Below are 16,563 nucleotides of genomic sequence, written 5' to 3' on the forward strand. Positions count from 1 at the left end.
GTCAAGTCGGCCGGACAGCCCCTTCATCAGGCGGCTGTTCCTTACGCGGCGGGACCGGATCAAGCCCTCCCGGATGGAAGGGGTGGCATCTGGCAATCCGCCTGGTGGCCAGCCAGGAGCCCTTCACCGGGCCGTGCACTTCTATCGCCTCCAGCGCGTACGCCGAGCAGGTCGGATAGAACCGGCAGGTCGCAGGCTTCAGCGGAGATATGAACTTGCGGTATACCCTGATCGGCGCCTGGACCGTTCTGCGCAGGTCCGGCATATCAGCGGCCTTCTTTGCCGTGGGCTGCAAGTGCAGATTCTGCTTCCTTGCCGCTCTCACAGTCTTTGCAGTAACCGAACACCTCAAATTTATGCTTGACTACCCGGAACTGGTCCGGAGTATCCGTTAGATTCATCGGGCAGAAATGAATCGGGTAAGTCTTCATGCATTGAAGGCAGATCATATGATGATGGTGGTGGTCCTGGTTGCAGCTGGCTTTGAATTTGACGCCGTCTTCAAATACCACCTGTTCAAGCACACCCAGCTCCTCCATGACCCGCAGGTTGCGGTAGACCGTATCGAAGCTTAACCCGCTGTACTTGCGGCCCATATGATCATAGACATCCTTCGCCGACAAATATCCCGTATTCTCGCCGAATAACTTGGCAAGCGTCTTGCGCTGATCGGTGATTCGCAGCCCCTGCCCCGACATGGCTTCCAGTATTTGTTCTGTCGACAGCATTCGCTCATCTCCCATAACATAATTCATTTGCTGTTGCACTCTCTTTATAATGCCCCAAAACCATTGCTCCGTCAATCAAGCAGGGCAGCCGGGCTTCCTTTCTTCCCGGAGTTTTGCCTGAATCAGAAGCATCTGCGGCGGACGGATACAGCAAAACCGGCTAAAGCACCTGTTAACAGGGCTTTAGCCGGTTTTATCGTAACTAAATCTTCAATATCTATTGCTTCAGCGCAGGCAGCGGAGTAAACACAAAGTTCACCGGCAGATTGCTTCCTGAAGCCACCGAGAATACAATTTCTACCGAACTTTCATAGCCCGCGGAACGGTATACAACGGCATTCATATCAGAGCTGGATAAGCTGCCTTTATTCGGCAGATTAACGATGGTATTATTCACCATGAGCGAGCCAAGATAGTTGCCTCCGCGCGGATTAAACGTAATCAGCGTATTCGGAGCTACATGTTCAAATCTTATTTTGTACAGCACCCCGAAGTTTCCGGCATTCGAAGCTTCCGTTCCGGTCATCGGATCAATGCCGATCAGATTCAGGTCATTTCGGTTATCGCCCAAAATCAGCTTCGACTGTGTCGTTCCGACCACATCACTCACAGTGATAATCCGGGTGGAATCCGGATAGGTTCCGCGGTTGTGCACACCGTCACGGTCCAGAACCGGCAGTATAGGCAGAAGGGCTATCGGGTCCTTGCTCTCTTCAACCATAACCACGTTGTATTGTACCGTCAGATCACTGAACAGATCGGCGCTAAGCGACAATACCTCACCCGGCTTCATCGCTATTTTGTTAATATCGGTCAGAATAGCTCTGCTCTCACCAGGCTGCAGGGTGATGGTGCCGTATTTTTCATTAGTAAGCATTGAATTATAATACTTCTGGATCGAAATTTTACCTGTATATTCGGGAGAAGTAACCGGACCGGCAATCCCGGAATACTGCGTTGTAATAGTCGTCGGATACAGGTTGTTGTTGGTTGCAATCACATACAGCTTCTGTCTCGTAGACATGTTGTTCAAGTGATGAACAAGGAAGCGGGTATTGCCGACCGAGGTTTCGCGGTACAGCACGCCCTCCTGATTCACCGTTTCCGGACTGTTACTGCGGATAAGCTTGTAATTTTCTGAAGACAGATTATACGTCAGGTTAGGCAGGCCGGGAATCATTCCGCCGTCCATGGAGATAACGTCTCCTGGCACCGTGAACAGCTTCGCTACCTCATCCTGGGTGTACAGCTGCTCGCTGGTAATATTAATGGTCTTCTCAAAAGTGCTGCTCAATCCGTGCTTATCGGTAACTTTCAGCTGGATCGACACCGGGCCCGGATTGAAGAATGCGAGCGCGCGGTTCGTCCATTCAGCTGTAAGCTCTTCGTACTCCGGATCATAGCTGAGATCGGTCAGGGTGATTGGTTCACCCATCTTGTATTCTTCTTTGTTGGTAGTGAAATTGGCGACCGGCGGCTGGTTCGGCTGCAGCACCTTAATCGTTACAGAATAAGGGTCACTCCACTGATCGTTCGCATCACGTACGGAATAAGTAACCGTATAATAGCCTGGTTGATCGTAGATATCCTGTTTATTGTCACTCCAGCGTTCCTCTACAATCGGCGTACCGTTCGGAGAAGAGCTGGAAGTGGTGTAGTTAATATAAGTCTGGCCGGCAAAAATTTCAGTCGACTGTACGCTGAAGGTTGCTGTCGGCTTGGTGTTCAGCGTCAGAATAACCCGCTTCCCAATATTATCCACTGTATAAGGCAGATTGAGGGCGGCTGTAATGGAGGTCAGCGGAACCATGAAAGTGCCTTTGAACTGGTAAGCAGGCCCTTTCATTGTCACTTTTGTACCGTTTACAGTATAGATTTTGCTGTCTGTCTTGAAGCGCATTACACTGCTTCCTTTAGTAACAACAACTTCCTTTGTTTTAGCTTCATAGGTGTAGCTTACGCCTACCATTTCAACCATCGCGCGGATTGATACGTAGGATACCCCGTTCTTGACAGCCATCGGCTGGTTAGCCAGATAAGATACTCCGTTTTTGTACATTTGTCTGCTGTTCATATGCAGGATAAGCTGGTTAGCAGAGGTTCCATATACAGCGTTTACCGTATTCTGCGGCTGAACAACCGTTCCGTCTGTAGCAGCAGGAGCCGTAGTTTCTGTGGGAGCCGGTGTAGCAGTGGCCGATGGATCTGCCGATGCTGCAGGCTCAGCGGTAACACCCGGATTCGGAGTAGCTGTTGGGGTGACCGTTCCGGCAGGAACCTCACTTGGCAGCGGATCAGTGGCCTCCGGCTGCACAACAGTCTCACTAGGCTGGACAGCCTGCGCTGTACTTACTATAGTGCCGGTTACTCCGGCGGTACTTACCGGTACGGCATAAGCCGGAACCGCAGCTGCGGCCTGAGTTACAGCCAATGCAGCGACTAACGTTAGTTTTTTGAAATTCATGGTATGACTCCTTCAGCTCCCATTTTTAGTCTATAAGGCAGGTGTGTTTTCTGTCTGCTGCTTATAATCCCGTAAAATCAAAACGCTTTAACAGCTGCCGTGAAGCTGTATATTGCCACGCTCTTTTTACAAAACATAGTATTAGACGCGCCGGACCTGAAAAAGTTTCATTTTAAGTAAAGAAAAAAACAAAGACGATCCCCCTACATCCTCCAGGTCAATCGTCCATGTAATAAGCTTAGTATTAGACTTTATATTGGTTACCCGTTACTGCCGCATATATTCCGGAAATTCCAGCCGGTTAATATTCTTCGGGATTTCGGCTGCGGTCACGGTACTCTTTCGGGGTCATCCCCGTCTGCTTCTGAAAGACCTTTGTAAAATAACGCCGCTCCTGGTATCCCACACCTGCGCTGATCGCCGTTATGCTTTTATCGGTGCCGGCAAGCATGACCTTGGCTGCTTCAATCCGCTGCTGGGTTACATATTCGACAAAGGTCACCGAGAACCGGTTCTTGAACAGAAGGCAGAAGTAACTGCTGCTGATGCCGATTCTGCCAGCCACTTCTTCAATTCCGAGATCATAGTGAAGCCGCTCCGAAATGTATTTTGCCGCCTGATTCATCAGCTGCTCAGGTGTTTTCCGGGACGTATCCTCTTCAGCAGGCAGCTCCTGAAATAACGGAACGCTATTGTACAGCTTATCCTTGTACTGTCTGCTGCGGATTTGCACGCCGATATTGCGCACCTTGTTGCCAAGCTCCTCGTAATGAATCGGCTTGCAGATATACTCCTTGACTCCGAGCCGGATTGCTTCCCGGGCATAATCGAACTCCTGATACCCGCTTAGCAGCAGTACCTCGCTCTCCAGGCCCATTTCCCGCAGCTTGCCGACAAAGGTAAGACCATCCATAACCGGCATGCGGATGTCACAGAGCACCAGGTCAGGCGCCTCCTCCTCGGCAATCCTTAGCGCCTCCATCCCGCTGCGCGCCATTCCTGCAACCTCCATCCCCATCTCCTGCCACGGCAGCACTTTGTTGAGATTGTTCAGAATAGGGGCTTCATCGTCAACCAGCAGAACCTTTAGCATAATGATCTTCCCCCTGCTCATATTTGGGAATGACGCACTGGATAACCGTTCCGGTTCCGGGACTGGCACAGATAAAGATGCCGTAACGGTTGCCGTACTCAATACGGATACGGTCAGCCACGCTGCGGACGCCCAGCCCCCGCCTTTCCTGGTGGCGCATGCCATCTCCTGTCCGGGATGAAGCATCCGCCTCAGCCGGATCCTGAACCATGTACTGGAACATGGACAGCTGGGCCGGTGTCATACCAATTCCGTTATCCTCGATCCGCAGAATCAGATTGCCCCGCTCCTCCCAGCCCTTCACCTTTACCAGGCCGTGGTATCCGATCCCCTCGAACCCGTGCTGAATGCTGTTCTCGACCAGCGGCTGCAGCGTCAGCTTCAGAATACCGCAGCCCAGCAGCTCATCAGGAATGTCGATTTCATAATCGAATACATCCTCGAACCGGAACTTCTGGATGTCCAGATAGTTGCGCAGATGGGTAATTTCCTCCTGCAGCGTAATCTCATCCCTGTCCTGGATGCTGATCCGCAGAATACCGGCCAGCCTGTAGACCATCTCACTGACCTTCCGCCCTTCATTCTGGACAGCAAGCACATTGATCGACTCCAGTGTATTAAACAGAAAATGCGGCTTGATCTGCGCCTGCAGCACCCGCATTTCCGCCTGGTTTTTGCGGCGCTGCTCAACCTGAATCCGGTTGAACAGCGTATTGATTTTGTTCATCAGGTCGTTAATGCCTCTGGCCAGTAGGGTCATTTCGTCGTTGCCCTTTTCTTCTACCCGGGTCGTGAGGTCGCCATCCTCCACCCGGCGCATGAAGCGGACAATAACGGCGATGCCGCCTGTAATCCGGTTCATAAAAAACAGGTTGAAGATGACTGCTGCCAGCAGGCACAGAAAAATCACGGCGACGAACCAGCGGGCGAACACCGTAACCTCGCGGGACAGAGAGTCCCAGGAGGTGACCGAAACCAGGCTCCAGGGATAGTCCTTGAGATGATAGACGGACAGAATGCTTTTTTCGCCGGCAAACTCTGTTCTGAAGCTCTGAAAGCCCGGCTTATACGTGATTTTTTTAGCAGTAAAAGAGCTCAAATCCTGCCCGTCCAGACTGTGGTCCGGATCAAGCAGGATCATCCCGTTATCATTCACCAGCATAAAAGAAACCTTCTGGCTGCTGTCCCCGATTTTCAAATTGCGGAAGATGGATTCGAACTCCCAGTTCTTGATCTGCACCACCAGAATACCGATATTCTGAAAAAAGCTAAGCTCCTTAATCAGACGGATCTGTGTAAATACCGGCTCTGTTCCGGTCAGCTCAGGATACTCATGCGGCGCCAGCCACTTGGGCACACCGTTAAGCTCCATTACTTCCTGGTACAGCTCACTTCCCTTGAATTTTTCGTACGGAAGCGTCCGGAAGTTTTCCTTGGTGAATACCGAGACAATTTCCGAGCTGCCTTTTCCGTTAAAATTATACAAAAACGCGTAGCTGATCGACGGATGATTATAGAGCAGACTCCGGAAATTACGCTGGCTGGCGTTCAGGCTGAGCTGCTCGGCATCAGTCAAATCCTGTTTGGAGGGATCATCCGCACTAAGCGCCATGTGAAACACCGAGGTGGCTATCCCGTTATCCGTTACATTGTTCATATCCTTGAACACATTGGAGATGCTATAGCTGATCGCTTTGAGCGAATACTCAGACTGCTGGCTGTACTTCTTCTCAATGGAGTTATACGTGACGAAGAACATAATCATGCCAAGGGTAAATAGCGGAATAATGATCAGGCCCAAAAAAGCAGTAAATAATTTATAGCGCAAATTCATAAGCTGCGCTCCTGACTGTATTTAGGTTAGCCCTTTACGCTGCCTGCCGTTACACCTTCAATTATTTTCTCCTGCAAAATGGCATAAATGATAACCACCGGCAGCACGCTGTAGACGATACCGGCGGACATCTGCGCATAGTTCATCTGATACTGATCACGGAATTGGACCATTCCCACCGGAAGCGTGCGCAGCTCATCATTGGAAAGAAAATAGTTGGCCAGCAAAAACTCATTCCAATTTCCCAGGAAATTGACGATGAATACTGTAACCATGGCGGGAACCGTCAGAGGTACAATAATCTTAGCAAAGATACCCGGGGCCTTCAACCCATCCATTACCGCCGCTTCCTCAATTTCACTGGGAAGTGAACGCATGAAGGCAGCGAGAATAATGATCGTAAACGGTATTGCATTGGCAATATACGGAATAATGAGCGCCCAGTGTGTGTTCAGAATATGCAGCTTGCGTACAATCGTATAGATCGGCAGCATCAGCGCGTTATTCGGAATCAGCATTCCTACAAGTACGAACGAGTACAGCAGTATATTCCAGCGGCCGTGGCGCATCCGGGTAACCGCGAAGGCGAACATACCGGCCAGGATAATCGACACCACCGAGGCAAAGACCGAGATATATAAGCTGTTAAAAAAGTACGTGCTGATCTTCGCATTGACCCAGGCTTCCACGTAGTTATTAAATACGAACTCCTTCGGAATGCCGAAGGGATTCAGGGCTATCGAGTTATTGTCCTTTTTTACAGAGGAGAACAGCACAAACAGGAACGGGAACAGCACAACCAGCAGGTAGCCGAGCAGCGCGGCATGAGGCAGACTTTTTCTGAGAGCACGCGGCATCAGTATTCAATCCTTTCACTACGCCGGTTAAACAGCAGCTGGTACACCACTGTCACGATAAGCGTAAATACGAAGATCAGGACCGCAATGGTATTGCCGTACCCGTACTTAAAGTTCGTAATTGCATATTTGATCATATAGGTCGCCATCACCTCGGTCGAACCGGCCGGACCGCCTTTGGTCATAACGATGACGATATCCGCCGCCTTCATGGCTCCGGCAATGGAGAGCATAATCACTACTGAAATGATCGGCACAATCAGCGGCAGGGTGATGCGTGTAGCCCGCTGGAAGCCCGTAGCCCCGTCAATAGCTGCAGCCTCCTCAAGTTCTCCCGGAATAGCCAGAATCGCCGCCAGCACCATTACAATGTAGAATCCGGTCCACTGCCACGCATTTGTGATCAGAATGGACAGCATGGCAAACCGTTCATCGGACAGCCAGTAAACCGGTTCTATACCAACCAGGCCCAGCAGCTTGTTGAACAGGCCGATATTCGGCTCGTAGATAAAGCCCCAGAGGATACCGATGACTGCTGTAGACATAATTGAAGGCATGAACACTGCTGTTTTGTATAAGCCCTTAAGTTTCTTGACGTTGGCAATCAGCAGGGAGAACAGGACAATCAGCGGAACCTGGATAAAGACGGAGAACAGAATGAACCAGCCGTTATTCTTCACCGATACCCAGAAACGGTCATCACCGAGTGCTTTTTCATAATTCGACAGGCCGGTCATTTTAACCGTGTCGGATACACCGTTCCAGCTGGTCAGGCTGTAATAGATGGAGCTGAATATGGGATAGATGAAGAAGATCAGGAACAAGGCAAGTGCAGGAAGAACGAACAGGATAAAGACGAGTGGATTTCTGAGCGCTTTATTCATAACTACCTCCGATGCTTGAGATCTGGGCGCCAATTTTAAAAAAATGTACCCTGGAGCAGCCACCAGGGTACATTTCAATGGTTGGCTACTCCACAGCCGCGTTCGCTTCTTCCTGAACCTTCTGCAGCTCTTCGCCCATCTTTTCAGGAGTGGTCTGGCCGCCGATCAGCTTCTGAATCTGGATGTTGCTGATCTCGGTGGTCACATCCGCCTGAACCAGCGAGTCAAATGCCGGGAAGGAGGATGCGGAGTTATTGAGCACCGCCACGATTTCTTTCATCAGGTCATCGGTAATATTCGCATCCAGCACTGCCTGGTCAAGCTTCATCGCCGGCAGGACACCATCCTCTACCAGACCGCGGAGCTGCATTTCTTCGTTGTACATATTTTTAATGAAGGATTTCACGGCAGCCAGCTGGCGTTCATCTTCCCCTGCGGAAGCAGAGAAGCCGTAGCCGTTGTTCACATCACGCATCAGCGCTGTCTGATCACCCACTCCGCCGTCGACCGCCGGAATGTTGAAGAAACCGACCTTTCCGATCAGGCCTTCACCGGACTGGCCGGCTTTGAATACGGAGGATTTCCATGTTCCGTCATACATCAAGATCGCTTCACCGCTGGTAAATTGAGTGGTATATTCAGCATATTCGAATCCGAGCTCGCCTTTTTTGAAGTAGCCGTTATCGACCCACTCCTTGTATTTGGCAAAGCCTTTGACAACATTCGGATCACTCCACTTTGCCTCACCGGTCGCGAACTTTGCTGTAACATCCGGTCCGGCATAGCGGGACCACAGGTGGTTAGCCAGCATCAGCGGTACCCAGCCTGCTTTGGAAGCGCCGGCCAGCGGCACTTTGCCATCGGCTTTGATGTCAGCCAGCTGCTGCTCCAGCTCGGCGAAGGTGGCCGGAGCCTTCCAGCCCTTGCTTGCATAATATTCCTTGTTATAGAAGAAACCTTCACCAGAGCCGCCAATCGGCAGTCCGTAGATTTTGCCTTCATAAGTAAACGGATCAAGATTGGAGAATTTGTCCTTGATGCCCAGCTCCTCCAGAATCGGGGTCAGATCCAGCAGCTTGCCTTCCTTTGCATAAATCTTGGAATCCGGGCTGCCGAACAGGTCAAAAATCTCCGGCGGATTGCCGGCGGCCATTTCACCGCGCAGCTTCTCTTTACGGTTCACATCCGAATCCACCCCGTCGAGCTTAAAGGTCAGGCCGGGCACTTCCTCCTGCACCTTGCCGACTACATCCTCCAGAATGGCCAGACGCTTTTGCTTGTCGGCACCTACCTGGGTGTGGCGGATGGTCATTTCAAAAGGCTCTGTATTCGCAGGCTCTTCTGTTGCCGGGGCGTTCGTTGCGGCTGTTCCGCTATTCGTTGCTGCGGCTTCTCCGTTGTTACCTGCATTGTTATTGTTGTTTCCGCCGCACGCAGTCAACAGCGCAGAAGTGACAAACATCAGGGACAACAGCATCGTTATACTCTTTCTCATTACGGGTGACCCTCCCTATTTAATGATTTCCCTTACACCTTTTATTATAAAAAACGTCCTTTGTAATCGTAAGGTTAACATTCATCTACAATAGGGATAAAAACCTCTAATGTAAGCGAATACATCACTTTTAAGTTACATATAGAGTGATATTACATAACACATAAACTGACTACACAAATTCAATAATCATATTCCCGTCATAAAACTTATACATCACGTTTCTCTATTTCTGTGAAATACTCCCTCAGCCTGCTTGAATATGACATCCGTTCTTCAACAGTGGTTATCCTGGCTCTTGATGTGTACAGCTGGTCCTGGTCATAGCGCGGAAATACATGCAGATGGTAATGCCACACATCCTGGCCGCCTGACGGCTCGTTGTGCTGCCGTGAAGAGACGCCGTCACATCCATACGTTTCCTTTAGCGCCTTAGCCACTTCAATTTCCAGCCTATGTATACGGTCGGAGAGCTCCCCTGTCAGACTGTAGATATTCTCAATATGCGCATTAGGGATAATAAGCACATGTCCGGGATTACCCGGCCACCAGTGTGAGGCAATAAACGCGGTGACCAGCTCGTCATGGTAAAAGATATCCGACTGTCTGGAAAGAACATGCTTGTTTTCGATCCCTTGTACAAGCAGGCAGAAAGGACATTGGTAATGCTGCGGCTCATGTATAACATTTATCATTATTATCTCTCCTGTCCGTGAGTGATCAAATATGCTGTGTACCCTTGTTCAATGGTTACTATAACATGAGTTTTCGCAGCGCAACATGAGCTTTGTTTCCTCTTCTGAAGCCCAGCAAAAAAGCCGCTCCGCAGCTATCGCTAACAGGAACGGCTTCATATATCTGTTTCCATTACTTTACCAGAGCAGTTTCTTTGCGTCCCTCTTCAATCAGCCGGTACGCACGCTGTACTTCCTCATCGCTTGGTGAAGGCACCCCTTCAAGCTCGTAAGGACGCCCCAGCTCTTGCCATTTATAAATCCCCATCTGATGATAAGGCAGGATTTCGAACTTTTCAACCCCGTTCAGGGTTCCGATAAAACGTCCAAGGTTAAGCAAATCTTCTTCCTTATTATGAATGCCGGGAACATATACGTGGCGGATCCACATTTTACGGTTATGATCAGACAACCAGCGGGCCAGCTTCAATGTACGGTCATTGGATTTACCGGTCAGCTTAATATGAGCTTCATCATCGATGTGCTTCAGGTCCAGCAGGACAAGATCGGTAACATCCAGCAGATCGCTGATCTTGGAGCCGTCATTATAACCGTTGGAATCAAGAGTGGTGTGCAGATTCCAGCGCTTCTTTACTTCTGTAAACAGCTGCTTCACGAAATGCGCCTGCAGGGTAGGCTCACCGCCGGAAACGGTTAGCCCGCCGCCGGAAGTCTTATAATAATTTAAGTACGGCTCGATTTCCGCAAGTACTTCTTCGAGTGTCATTTCCTTGCCTTCGTTCAGCCCCCAGGTGTCCGGGTTGTGGCAATACTGGCATTTAAGCAGACAGCCCTGCATAAAAAGCACGAAGCGGATTCCCGGGCCATCCACCGTTCCAAAGGTCTCTAAAGAGTGGATATGTCCTTTAACCATATGAGGTCATCCTTTCAAAAAAACTTAAAATTTTAATGATTTTCAGGCAAGAGTTTACCGCCCTCTTTCAAGGGCGGCAGCTCTGTGGTTTATATCAGTTCCTGATGTCCAAGAACAAATCTTACATCGAAGAGTGGAATGTACGGTTGATAACATCCAGCTGTTGTTCGCGGGTCAGCTTGATGAAGTTAACGGCATAGCCGGATACACGAACTGTCAGTTGCGGATAGTTCTCTGGGTGATCCATAGCATCGATCAGCTGCTCACGGTTAAATACGTTAACGTTCAAGTGCTGGGCGTTGTTGTGGAAGTATCCGTCCATCATGAATACCAGGTTGGACTTACGGGATTCTTCGTCTTTACCCAGTGCCTTAGGAACAATGGAGAACGTATTGGAGATACCATCTTGTGCATCAGAGTAAGGCAGTTTGGCAACAGAGTTCAGGGATGCCAGTGCGCCCTTCTTATCGCGTCCGTGCATTGGGTTAGCACCTGGTGCGAATGGTTCGCCTTTTTTACGTCCGTCAGGAGTAGTACCAGTCTTCTTACCGTAAACTACGTTCGAAGTGATAGTCAGTACCGATTGAGTCGGAACAGCATCACGGTAAGTTTTGTTTTTGCGGATCATTGTCATGAAGGTTTCAACCAGCTCAACTGCGATGCTGTCAACAGCGTCGTCGTTGTTACCGTAGCAAGGGAATTCACCTTCGGTTTCGAAGTCGATTGCAATGCCTTGTTCGTTGCGGATTGGCTTAACCTTAGCGTATTTGATTGCGCTCAGGGAGTCAGCAGCAACGGACAGACCAGCGATACCGCAAGCCATTGTACGCAGAATGTCGCGGTCATGCAGCGCCATTTCAATACGTTCGTAGGAATACTTGTCATGCATGTAGTGGATGATGTTCAGGGTGTTAACGTAAGTCTTGGCCAGCCACTCCATCATTGGTTTGAAGCGTTTCATTACTTCGTTGTAATCCAGATACTCGGAAGTGATTGCAGGGTATTCAGGACCTACCTGTGCGCCGGATTTCTCATCCACACCGCCGTTGATTGCGTACAGCAGAGCTTTTGCAAGATTCGCACGGGCTCCGAAGAACTGCATTTGTTTACCGATGCGCATTGGGGATACGCAGCAGGCGATCGCGTAATCTTCGCCCCAGTATGGACGCATTACATCATCATTCTCATATTGGATAGCGCTGGTTTCAATGGATACCTTCGCGCAATATTTCTTAAAGCCTTCAGGCAGCTTCTCGGACCACAGTACAGTCAGGTTCGGTTCCGGTGCAGGTCCCAGGTTATACAGGGTGTGCAGGAAGCGGAAGCTGTTCTTGGTTACGCGGGTTGTTCCGTCTTCAGCCATACCGCCGATGGACTCAGTTACCCAAGTAGGGTCACCGGAGAACAGTTCGTTGTAGTCAGGTGTACGCAGGAATTTCACGATACGCAGCTTCATTACGAAATGGTCAACGATTTCCTGTGCTTGTTCTTCAGTAAGAGTACCTTCTTCAAAATCACGCTGTGCATAGATATCAAGGAAGGAGGATACGCGTCCAAGGGACATTGCCGCACCGTTCTGCTCTTTAACTGCTGCCAGGTATCCGAAGTATACCCATTGAGTAGCTTCTTTGAAAGAGTTAGCCGGTTTGGAAATATCAAGCCCGTGTGCAGCAGCCATTTCTTTCAGTTCGCCCAGAGCGCGGATCTGCTCGGACAGCTCTTCACGCAGACGGATTACATCTTCAGTCATGGAATCCACTTCAAGCTCAGCCTGTTGCTGTTTCTTGTCTTTAATCAGGAAATCAATACCGTACAGAGCAACGCGGCGGTAGTCGCCGATAATGCGTCCGCGGCCGTAAGCATCAGGAAGACCTGTGATAACGCCGGATTTACGCACTGCTCTCATATCAGGTGTATATGCATCAAATACGCCTTGGTTATGCGTTTTGCGGATATTCGTAAACATTTCGACAATGTTATTCGGAAGCTCGAAGCCGTAAGCCTTAGTGGCATCGATCATCATCTTGATACCGCCGAACGGCTGGATGGAACGTCTGAAAGGAGCATCAGTCTGCACCCCTACGATTTGTTCCTTGTCCTTGTCGATGTAGCCTGGTGCGTGGGAAGTAATAGTGGAGACAGTATCCAGGGAAACATCCCATACGCCGCCTCTTTCTCTTTCTTCCTTGCTCAGCTGGGAAATGATCTTCCACAGTTCAGTGGTGTTGCTTGTAGGACCTACGAGGAAATCTTCATTTCCTTCATAAGGTTTGATGTTTGTTGCGATGAAGTTGTTAACGTCAACTTTCTTGGCCCATTTGCCTTTTGTAAAACTTCTCCAACCCGACTTTACTTCTTGTACATCTTTTTCAATCACCGACATGCTAAATCCCTCCATTTATATATTTATTATATTTGTAGAGATCGCGGGCTTGAAGGTTGATCCCGTGTCTCGTGATCCCAAAGATATGGTTGTTATAAAATTCACAATCACACTTTCATATCTCGGGCTCGTTGTTTATATAAACATTTTAGTTTATTTTCTGAAAAAGGACTGTGACAAATATCACCTTTCCGGTGATATTTGTCACTACCATCTAGCCCCATATTAACCTTTAAACTTATCTTTTACCGGGCAATCACCAATTAAACGTCAAATCTTCCGTAGAAAGCGTTGCGGTATACATCAGCCAGCTCACTTACCAGCGGCAATTTAGGGTTAGCTGTTGTACATTGGTCTTCAAATGCACGGTCAGCCAGGTAATCTACACGGGATTCGAAATCCTTAGGATCGAAGCCCAGTGCCTGGAAGGACTCTTCGATACCCAGCTTCTTGTTCATGTCACGGATCGCATTGATCAGGCTTGTTACGCCCTCTTCAGTAGTGCGGGCCGGCAATCCCAGAATGCGGGCGATTTCGGCATAACGCTCGTCAGCTACAAAGTGCGAATATTTAGGGAACGAAGCGAACTTCGTAGGCTTCTTGGCATTGTAACGGATAACGTGCGGCATCAGGATCGCATTGGTGCGGCCGTGTGCAGTGTGGTACTGTCCGCCCCATTTGTGCGCCAAGCTGTGGTTGATGCCCAGGAATGCGTTAGCGAACGCCATACCTGCAAGTGTCGATGCGTTGTGCATTTTCTCACGGGCAACCTTATCTGCCTGCAATGCGGATTTTTCCAGGTACTGGAACACCAGCTGAATCGCTTTGATTGCCAGACCGTCGGAGTAGTCGCTTGCCATTACAGATACATAAGCTTCAATAGCGTGAGTCAGTACGTCCATACCTGTATCAGCAACTGCAGTTCTTGGCAGGCTGTATACAAACTCCGGATCGATAATCGCAACGTCTGGAGTCAGCTCATAATCAGCCAGCGGATACTTAGTGTTGTTGCCGGCAGTTTTATCAGTAATAACTGCGAACGAGGTTACTTCTGAACCGGTACCCGAAGTAGTCGGAATGGCAACGAATTTAGCCTTTTGACCCAGGGTAGGATATTTGTATACGCGTTTGCGGATATCCATGAATTTCTGTTTCAGGTTGTTGAAGTCAACATCCGGGTGTTCATAGAACAGCCACATGCCTTTGGCAGCATCCATTGGGGAACCGCCGCCGAGTGCGATGATGCAGTCCGGCTGGAATCTGTTCATCATAGCTGTACCTTTTTCTACAGTAGTAGTCGATGGATCCGGTTCAACTTCCGAGAACACTTCGATCGCTACAGGAGTCTGGCGCTGGCGCAGGTAATGCTCAACTCTTTCCACGTAACCCAGTTTAACCATCATAGGGTCAGTAATGATTGCTACGCGTGTAATGTTAGGCATTTTAGCCAGGTATTGTGTGGATCCTTTTTCAAAGTAGATTTTGTCAGGTACTTTAAACCATTGCATATTCACGGTACGACGGTTCACCCTTTTCACGTTGATCAGATTGATGGCAGTAACGTTTTGCGACACCGAGTTGCGGCCGTATGATCCGCAGCCCAGGGTGAGCGAAGGGATATTTGTATTGTAGATGTCTCCGATGGCGCCGTGTGTTGAAGGCGAGTTCACCAGAATACGTCCTGTCTGCAGACGGTGCGAGAACTTCATGATAACTTCTTCATTATTAGAGTGGATTGCCGAGCTGTGGCCCATGCCGCCGAATTCAACGATTTCTGCAGCGCGTTCGATACCCTGATCAGCATTTTTCACTTTGTAGCAAGCCAGAACCGGGCTCAGCTTCTCAGCGGACAGCGGATATTTAGTACCTACGCCTTCGATTTCAGCAACCAGAATCTTCGTGCCGGCCGGAACCTGAATTCCGCACATTTCAGCGATCTTCACAGCGGATTGACCTACGATTGCCGGGTTAACTGCGCATTTCTCTACATTCATTGCACCGTTAGTCAGCTTGGCAGCTTCATCTTTATTAACGAAGTAGCAGCCGTTCGCGATCATTTTCTTCTTCACTTGATCAAAAATAGCTTCTTCTATAATAACAGCCTGCTCGGAAGCGCAGATCATGCCGTTATCGAATGTTTTGGAAAGGATAATGTCTGTTACAGCCTGATCAATATCAGCACTCTTCTCGATGAAAGCAGGTACGTTACCAGGGCCTACGCCGAGAGCCGGCTTACCGCAGCTGTATGCTGCTTTTACCATTGCGGATCCGCCTGTTGCCAGGATCAGTGCAACGTCAGGGTTGTTCATCAGCGCGTTTGTCTTATCCATGGTAGGAAGCTCAATCCATTGGATGAAGTTCTCAGGAGCACCTGCTTTTACGCCTGCATCATGAAGAATTTTGGCAGCAGCGGCACTACACTCTTGCGCTGAAGGGTGGAAACCGAATATAATAGGGTTACGTGTCTTAGCGGAAATCAGTGCTTTAAACATCGTGGTGGATGTTGGGTTGGTTACCGGTGTGATACCCATAATAATTCCGACTGGTTCAGCGATCTTTTGGAAATTGTCGTAGGCGTTATCCTCAATAACTCCTACGGTTTTGTCATACTTAATTCCGTGCCAGATATATTCGGTTGAGAAGATGTTCTTCGTAATTTTGTCTTCGTATACTCCGCGGCCTGTTTCTTCGACAGCTAATTTCGCCAGATACATATGTTTGTCGAGACCTGCCAATGCCATTGCATGAACGATTGTGTTAACTTGCTCCTGGTCCAGTTCCATGAACGCATCCAGGGCTTTCTTTGCTTTATCCACCAAAGTCTGAATATATTCTTCAGCGGTGGTTTGTTTCACTTGGGCGGCGACTTCGTTCTTAACTGCCATCTCCCTCGTCCTCCTGTCAATTTTTAGGTTGTTTTTCTCTACACATTTATCTTAACACATCATTTCCGTCTTGTATAGTGAATTCTTTCACAAAGTATAAAGTTTTTTTGATTTGCTTTCAAAGCGCTTTCATTCGATCATAATCAGGATATTTAACCATTATTTATGTGTTTTATTCGGTTATATTTAACTTGAAGGAATTTCCACGCTTAGGCTGTCGTACTTTCAGAAGATCATTTTGTCATTGCCTGAGGTTTTTTGTCAAAATTTATCACCAACAATAAAAAGACCGGCTGTCCCCCCGATCGGAGGATCTGCCGGTCTTCTGTCTG

12 protein-coding genes are annotated in these 16,563 nt (G+C 49.0%); all 12 read right to left on the minus strand.

Going from position 1 to position 16,563, the window contains the following annotated elements; genetic code table 11:
* Position 1: 1 nt before the first annotated feature.
* Complete coding sequence (yidD, locus tag AC4G46_RS22305; protein WP_491124626.1) at positions 2-265, minus strand: membrane protein insertion efficiency factor YidD; 264 nt, start codon at positions 263-265, stop codon at positions 2-4.
* A 1-nt stretch (position 266) separates the two neighbouring features.
* Positions 267-728: a Fur family transcriptional regulator gene (locus AC4G46_RS22310; RefSeq protein ID WP_491124627.1), complete on the minus strand. Its 462-nt coding sequence runs from the start codon at positions 726-728 to the stop codon at positions 267-269.
* Positions 729-945: 217 nt separating this feature from the next.
* Positions 946-3,192 carry a stalk domain-containing protein gene (locus tag AC4G46_RS22315; RefSeq protein WP_491124628.1) on the minus strand — a complete coding sequence of 749 codons (2,247 nt, stop codon included), beginning with the start codon at positions 3,190-3,192 and terminating at the stop codon, positions 946-948.
* A 301-nt stretch (positions 3,193-3,493) separates the two neighbouring features.
* Positions 3,494-4,285, minus strand: coding sequence for a response regulator transcription factor (locus AC4G46_RS22320; protein ID WP_491124629.1), 792 nt, complete (start codon positions 4,283-4,285; stop codon positions 3,494-3,496).
* Positions 4,263-6,119, minus strand: coding sequence for a cache domain-containing sensor histidine kinase (locus AC4G46_RS22325; protein WP_491124630.1), 1,857 nt, complete (start codon positions 6,117-6,119; stop codon positions 4,263-4,265). Before AC4G46_RS22325 ends, AC4G46_RS22320 begins: the two co-directional genes overlap by 23 nt.
* Positions 6,120-6,145: 26 nt before the next feature.
* Positions 6,146-6,976, minus strand: coding sequence for a carbohydrate ABC transporter permease (locus AC4G46_RS22330; RefSeq protein WP_221798339.1), 831 nt, complete (start codon positions 6,974-6,976; stop codon positions 6,146-6,148).
* Positions 6,976-7,860: a carbohydrate ABC transporter permease gene (locus AC4G46_RS22335; RefSeq protein WP_491124631.1), complete on the minus strand. Its 885-nt coding sequence runs from the start codon at positions 7,858-7,860 to the stop codon at positions 6,976-6,978. Before AC4G46_RS22335 ends, AC4G46_RS22330 begins: the two co-directional genes overlap by 1 nt.
* Before the next feature lie 85 nt (positions 7,861-7,945).
* Complete coding sequence (locus tag AC4G46_RS22340; protein ID WP_491124632.1) at positions 7,946-9,355, minus strand: type 2 periplasmic-binding domain-containing protein; 1,410 nt, start codon at positions 9,353-9,355, stop codon at positions 7,946-7,948.
* Positions 9,356-9,564: 209 nt separating this feature from the next.
* Entirely contained in the window at positions 9,565-10,050 is a 486-nt protein-coding gene (locus tag AC4G46_RS22345) for an HIT family protein (protein WP_491124633.1), read from the minus strand.
* 172 nt (positions 10,051-10,222) lie between these two features.
* Positions 10,223-10,963: a pyruvate formate-lyase-activating protein gene (gene pflA / locus AC4G46_RS22350; protein WP_068728570.1), complete on the minus strand. Its 741-nt coding sequence runs from the start codon at positions 10,961-10,963 to the stop codon at positions 10,223-10,225.
* 121 nt (positions 10,964-11,084) lie between these two features.
* Positions 11,085-13,346, minus strand: a complete 2,262-nt coding sequence (pflB, locus tag AC4G46_RS22355) for a formate C-acetyltransferase (RefSeq protein ID WP_491124634.1) — start codon at positions 13,344-13,346, stop codon at positions 11,085-11,087.
* Between the two features lie 263 nt (positions 13,347-13,609).
* On the minus strand, positions 13,610-16,231 hold the full coding sequence (gene adhE / locus AC4G46_RS22360) for a bifunctional acetaldehyde-CoA/alcohol dehydrogenase (protein WP_491124635.1): 2,622 nt from the start codon (positions 16,229-16,231) through the stop codon (positions 13,610-13,612).
* Positions 16,232-16,563: the final 332 nt, after the last annotated feature.

The sequence above is a fragment of the Paenibacillus sp. fava2 genome (genome assembly GCF_058313675.1).

Bases quoted from the DNA above. Each gene is read 5' to 3' on its own strand.
- yidD (WP_491124626.1), bottom strand. From the start codon at position 265: ATGCCGGACCTGCGCAGAACGGTCCAGGCGCCGATCAGGGTATACCGC.
- AC4G46_RS22310 (WP_491124627.1), bottom strand. From the start codon at position 728: ATGCTGTCGACAGAACAAATACTGGAAGCCATGTCGGGGCAGGGGCTG.
- AC4G46_RS22315 (WP_491124628.1), bottom strand. From the start codon at position 3,192: ATGAATTTCAAAAAACTAACGTTAGTCGCTGCATTGGCTGTAACTCAG.
- AC4G46_RS22320 (WP_491124629.1), bottom strand. From the start codon at position 4,285: ATGCTAAAGGTTCTGCTGGTTGACGATGAAGCCCCTATTCTGAACAAT.
- AC4G46_RS22325 (WP_491124630.1), bottom strand. From the start codon at position 6,119: ATGAATTTGCGCTATAAATTATTTACTGCTTTTTTGGGCCTGATCATT.
- AC4G46_RS22330 (WP_221798339.1), bottom strand. From the start codon at position 6,976: ATGCCGCGTGCTCTCAGAAAAAGTCTGCCTCATGCCGCGCTGCTCGGC.
- AC4G46_RS22335 (WP_491124631.1), bottom strand. From the start codon at position 7,860: ATGAATAAAGCGCTCAGAAATCCACTCGTCTTTATCCTGTTCGTTCTT.
- AC4G46_RS22340 (WP_491124632.1), bottom strand. From the start codon at position 9,355: ATGAGAAAGAGTATAACGATGCTGTTGTCCCTGATGTTTGTCACTTCT.
- AC4G46_RS22345 (WP_491124633.1), bottom strand. From the start codon at position 10,050: ATGATAAATGTTATACATGAGCCGCAGCATTACCAATGTCCTTTCTGC.
- pflA (WP_068728570.1), bottom strand. From the start codon at position 10,963: ATGGTTAAAGGACATATCCACTCTTTAGAGACCTTTGGAACGGTGGAT.
- pflB (WP_491124634.1), bottom strand. From the start codon at position 13,346: ATGTCGGTGATTGAAAAAGATGTACAAGAAGTAAAGTCGGGTTGGAGA.
- adhE (WP_491124635.1), bottom strand. From the start codon at position 16,231: ATGGCAGTTAAGAACGAAGTCGCCGCCCAAGTGAAACAAACCACCGCT.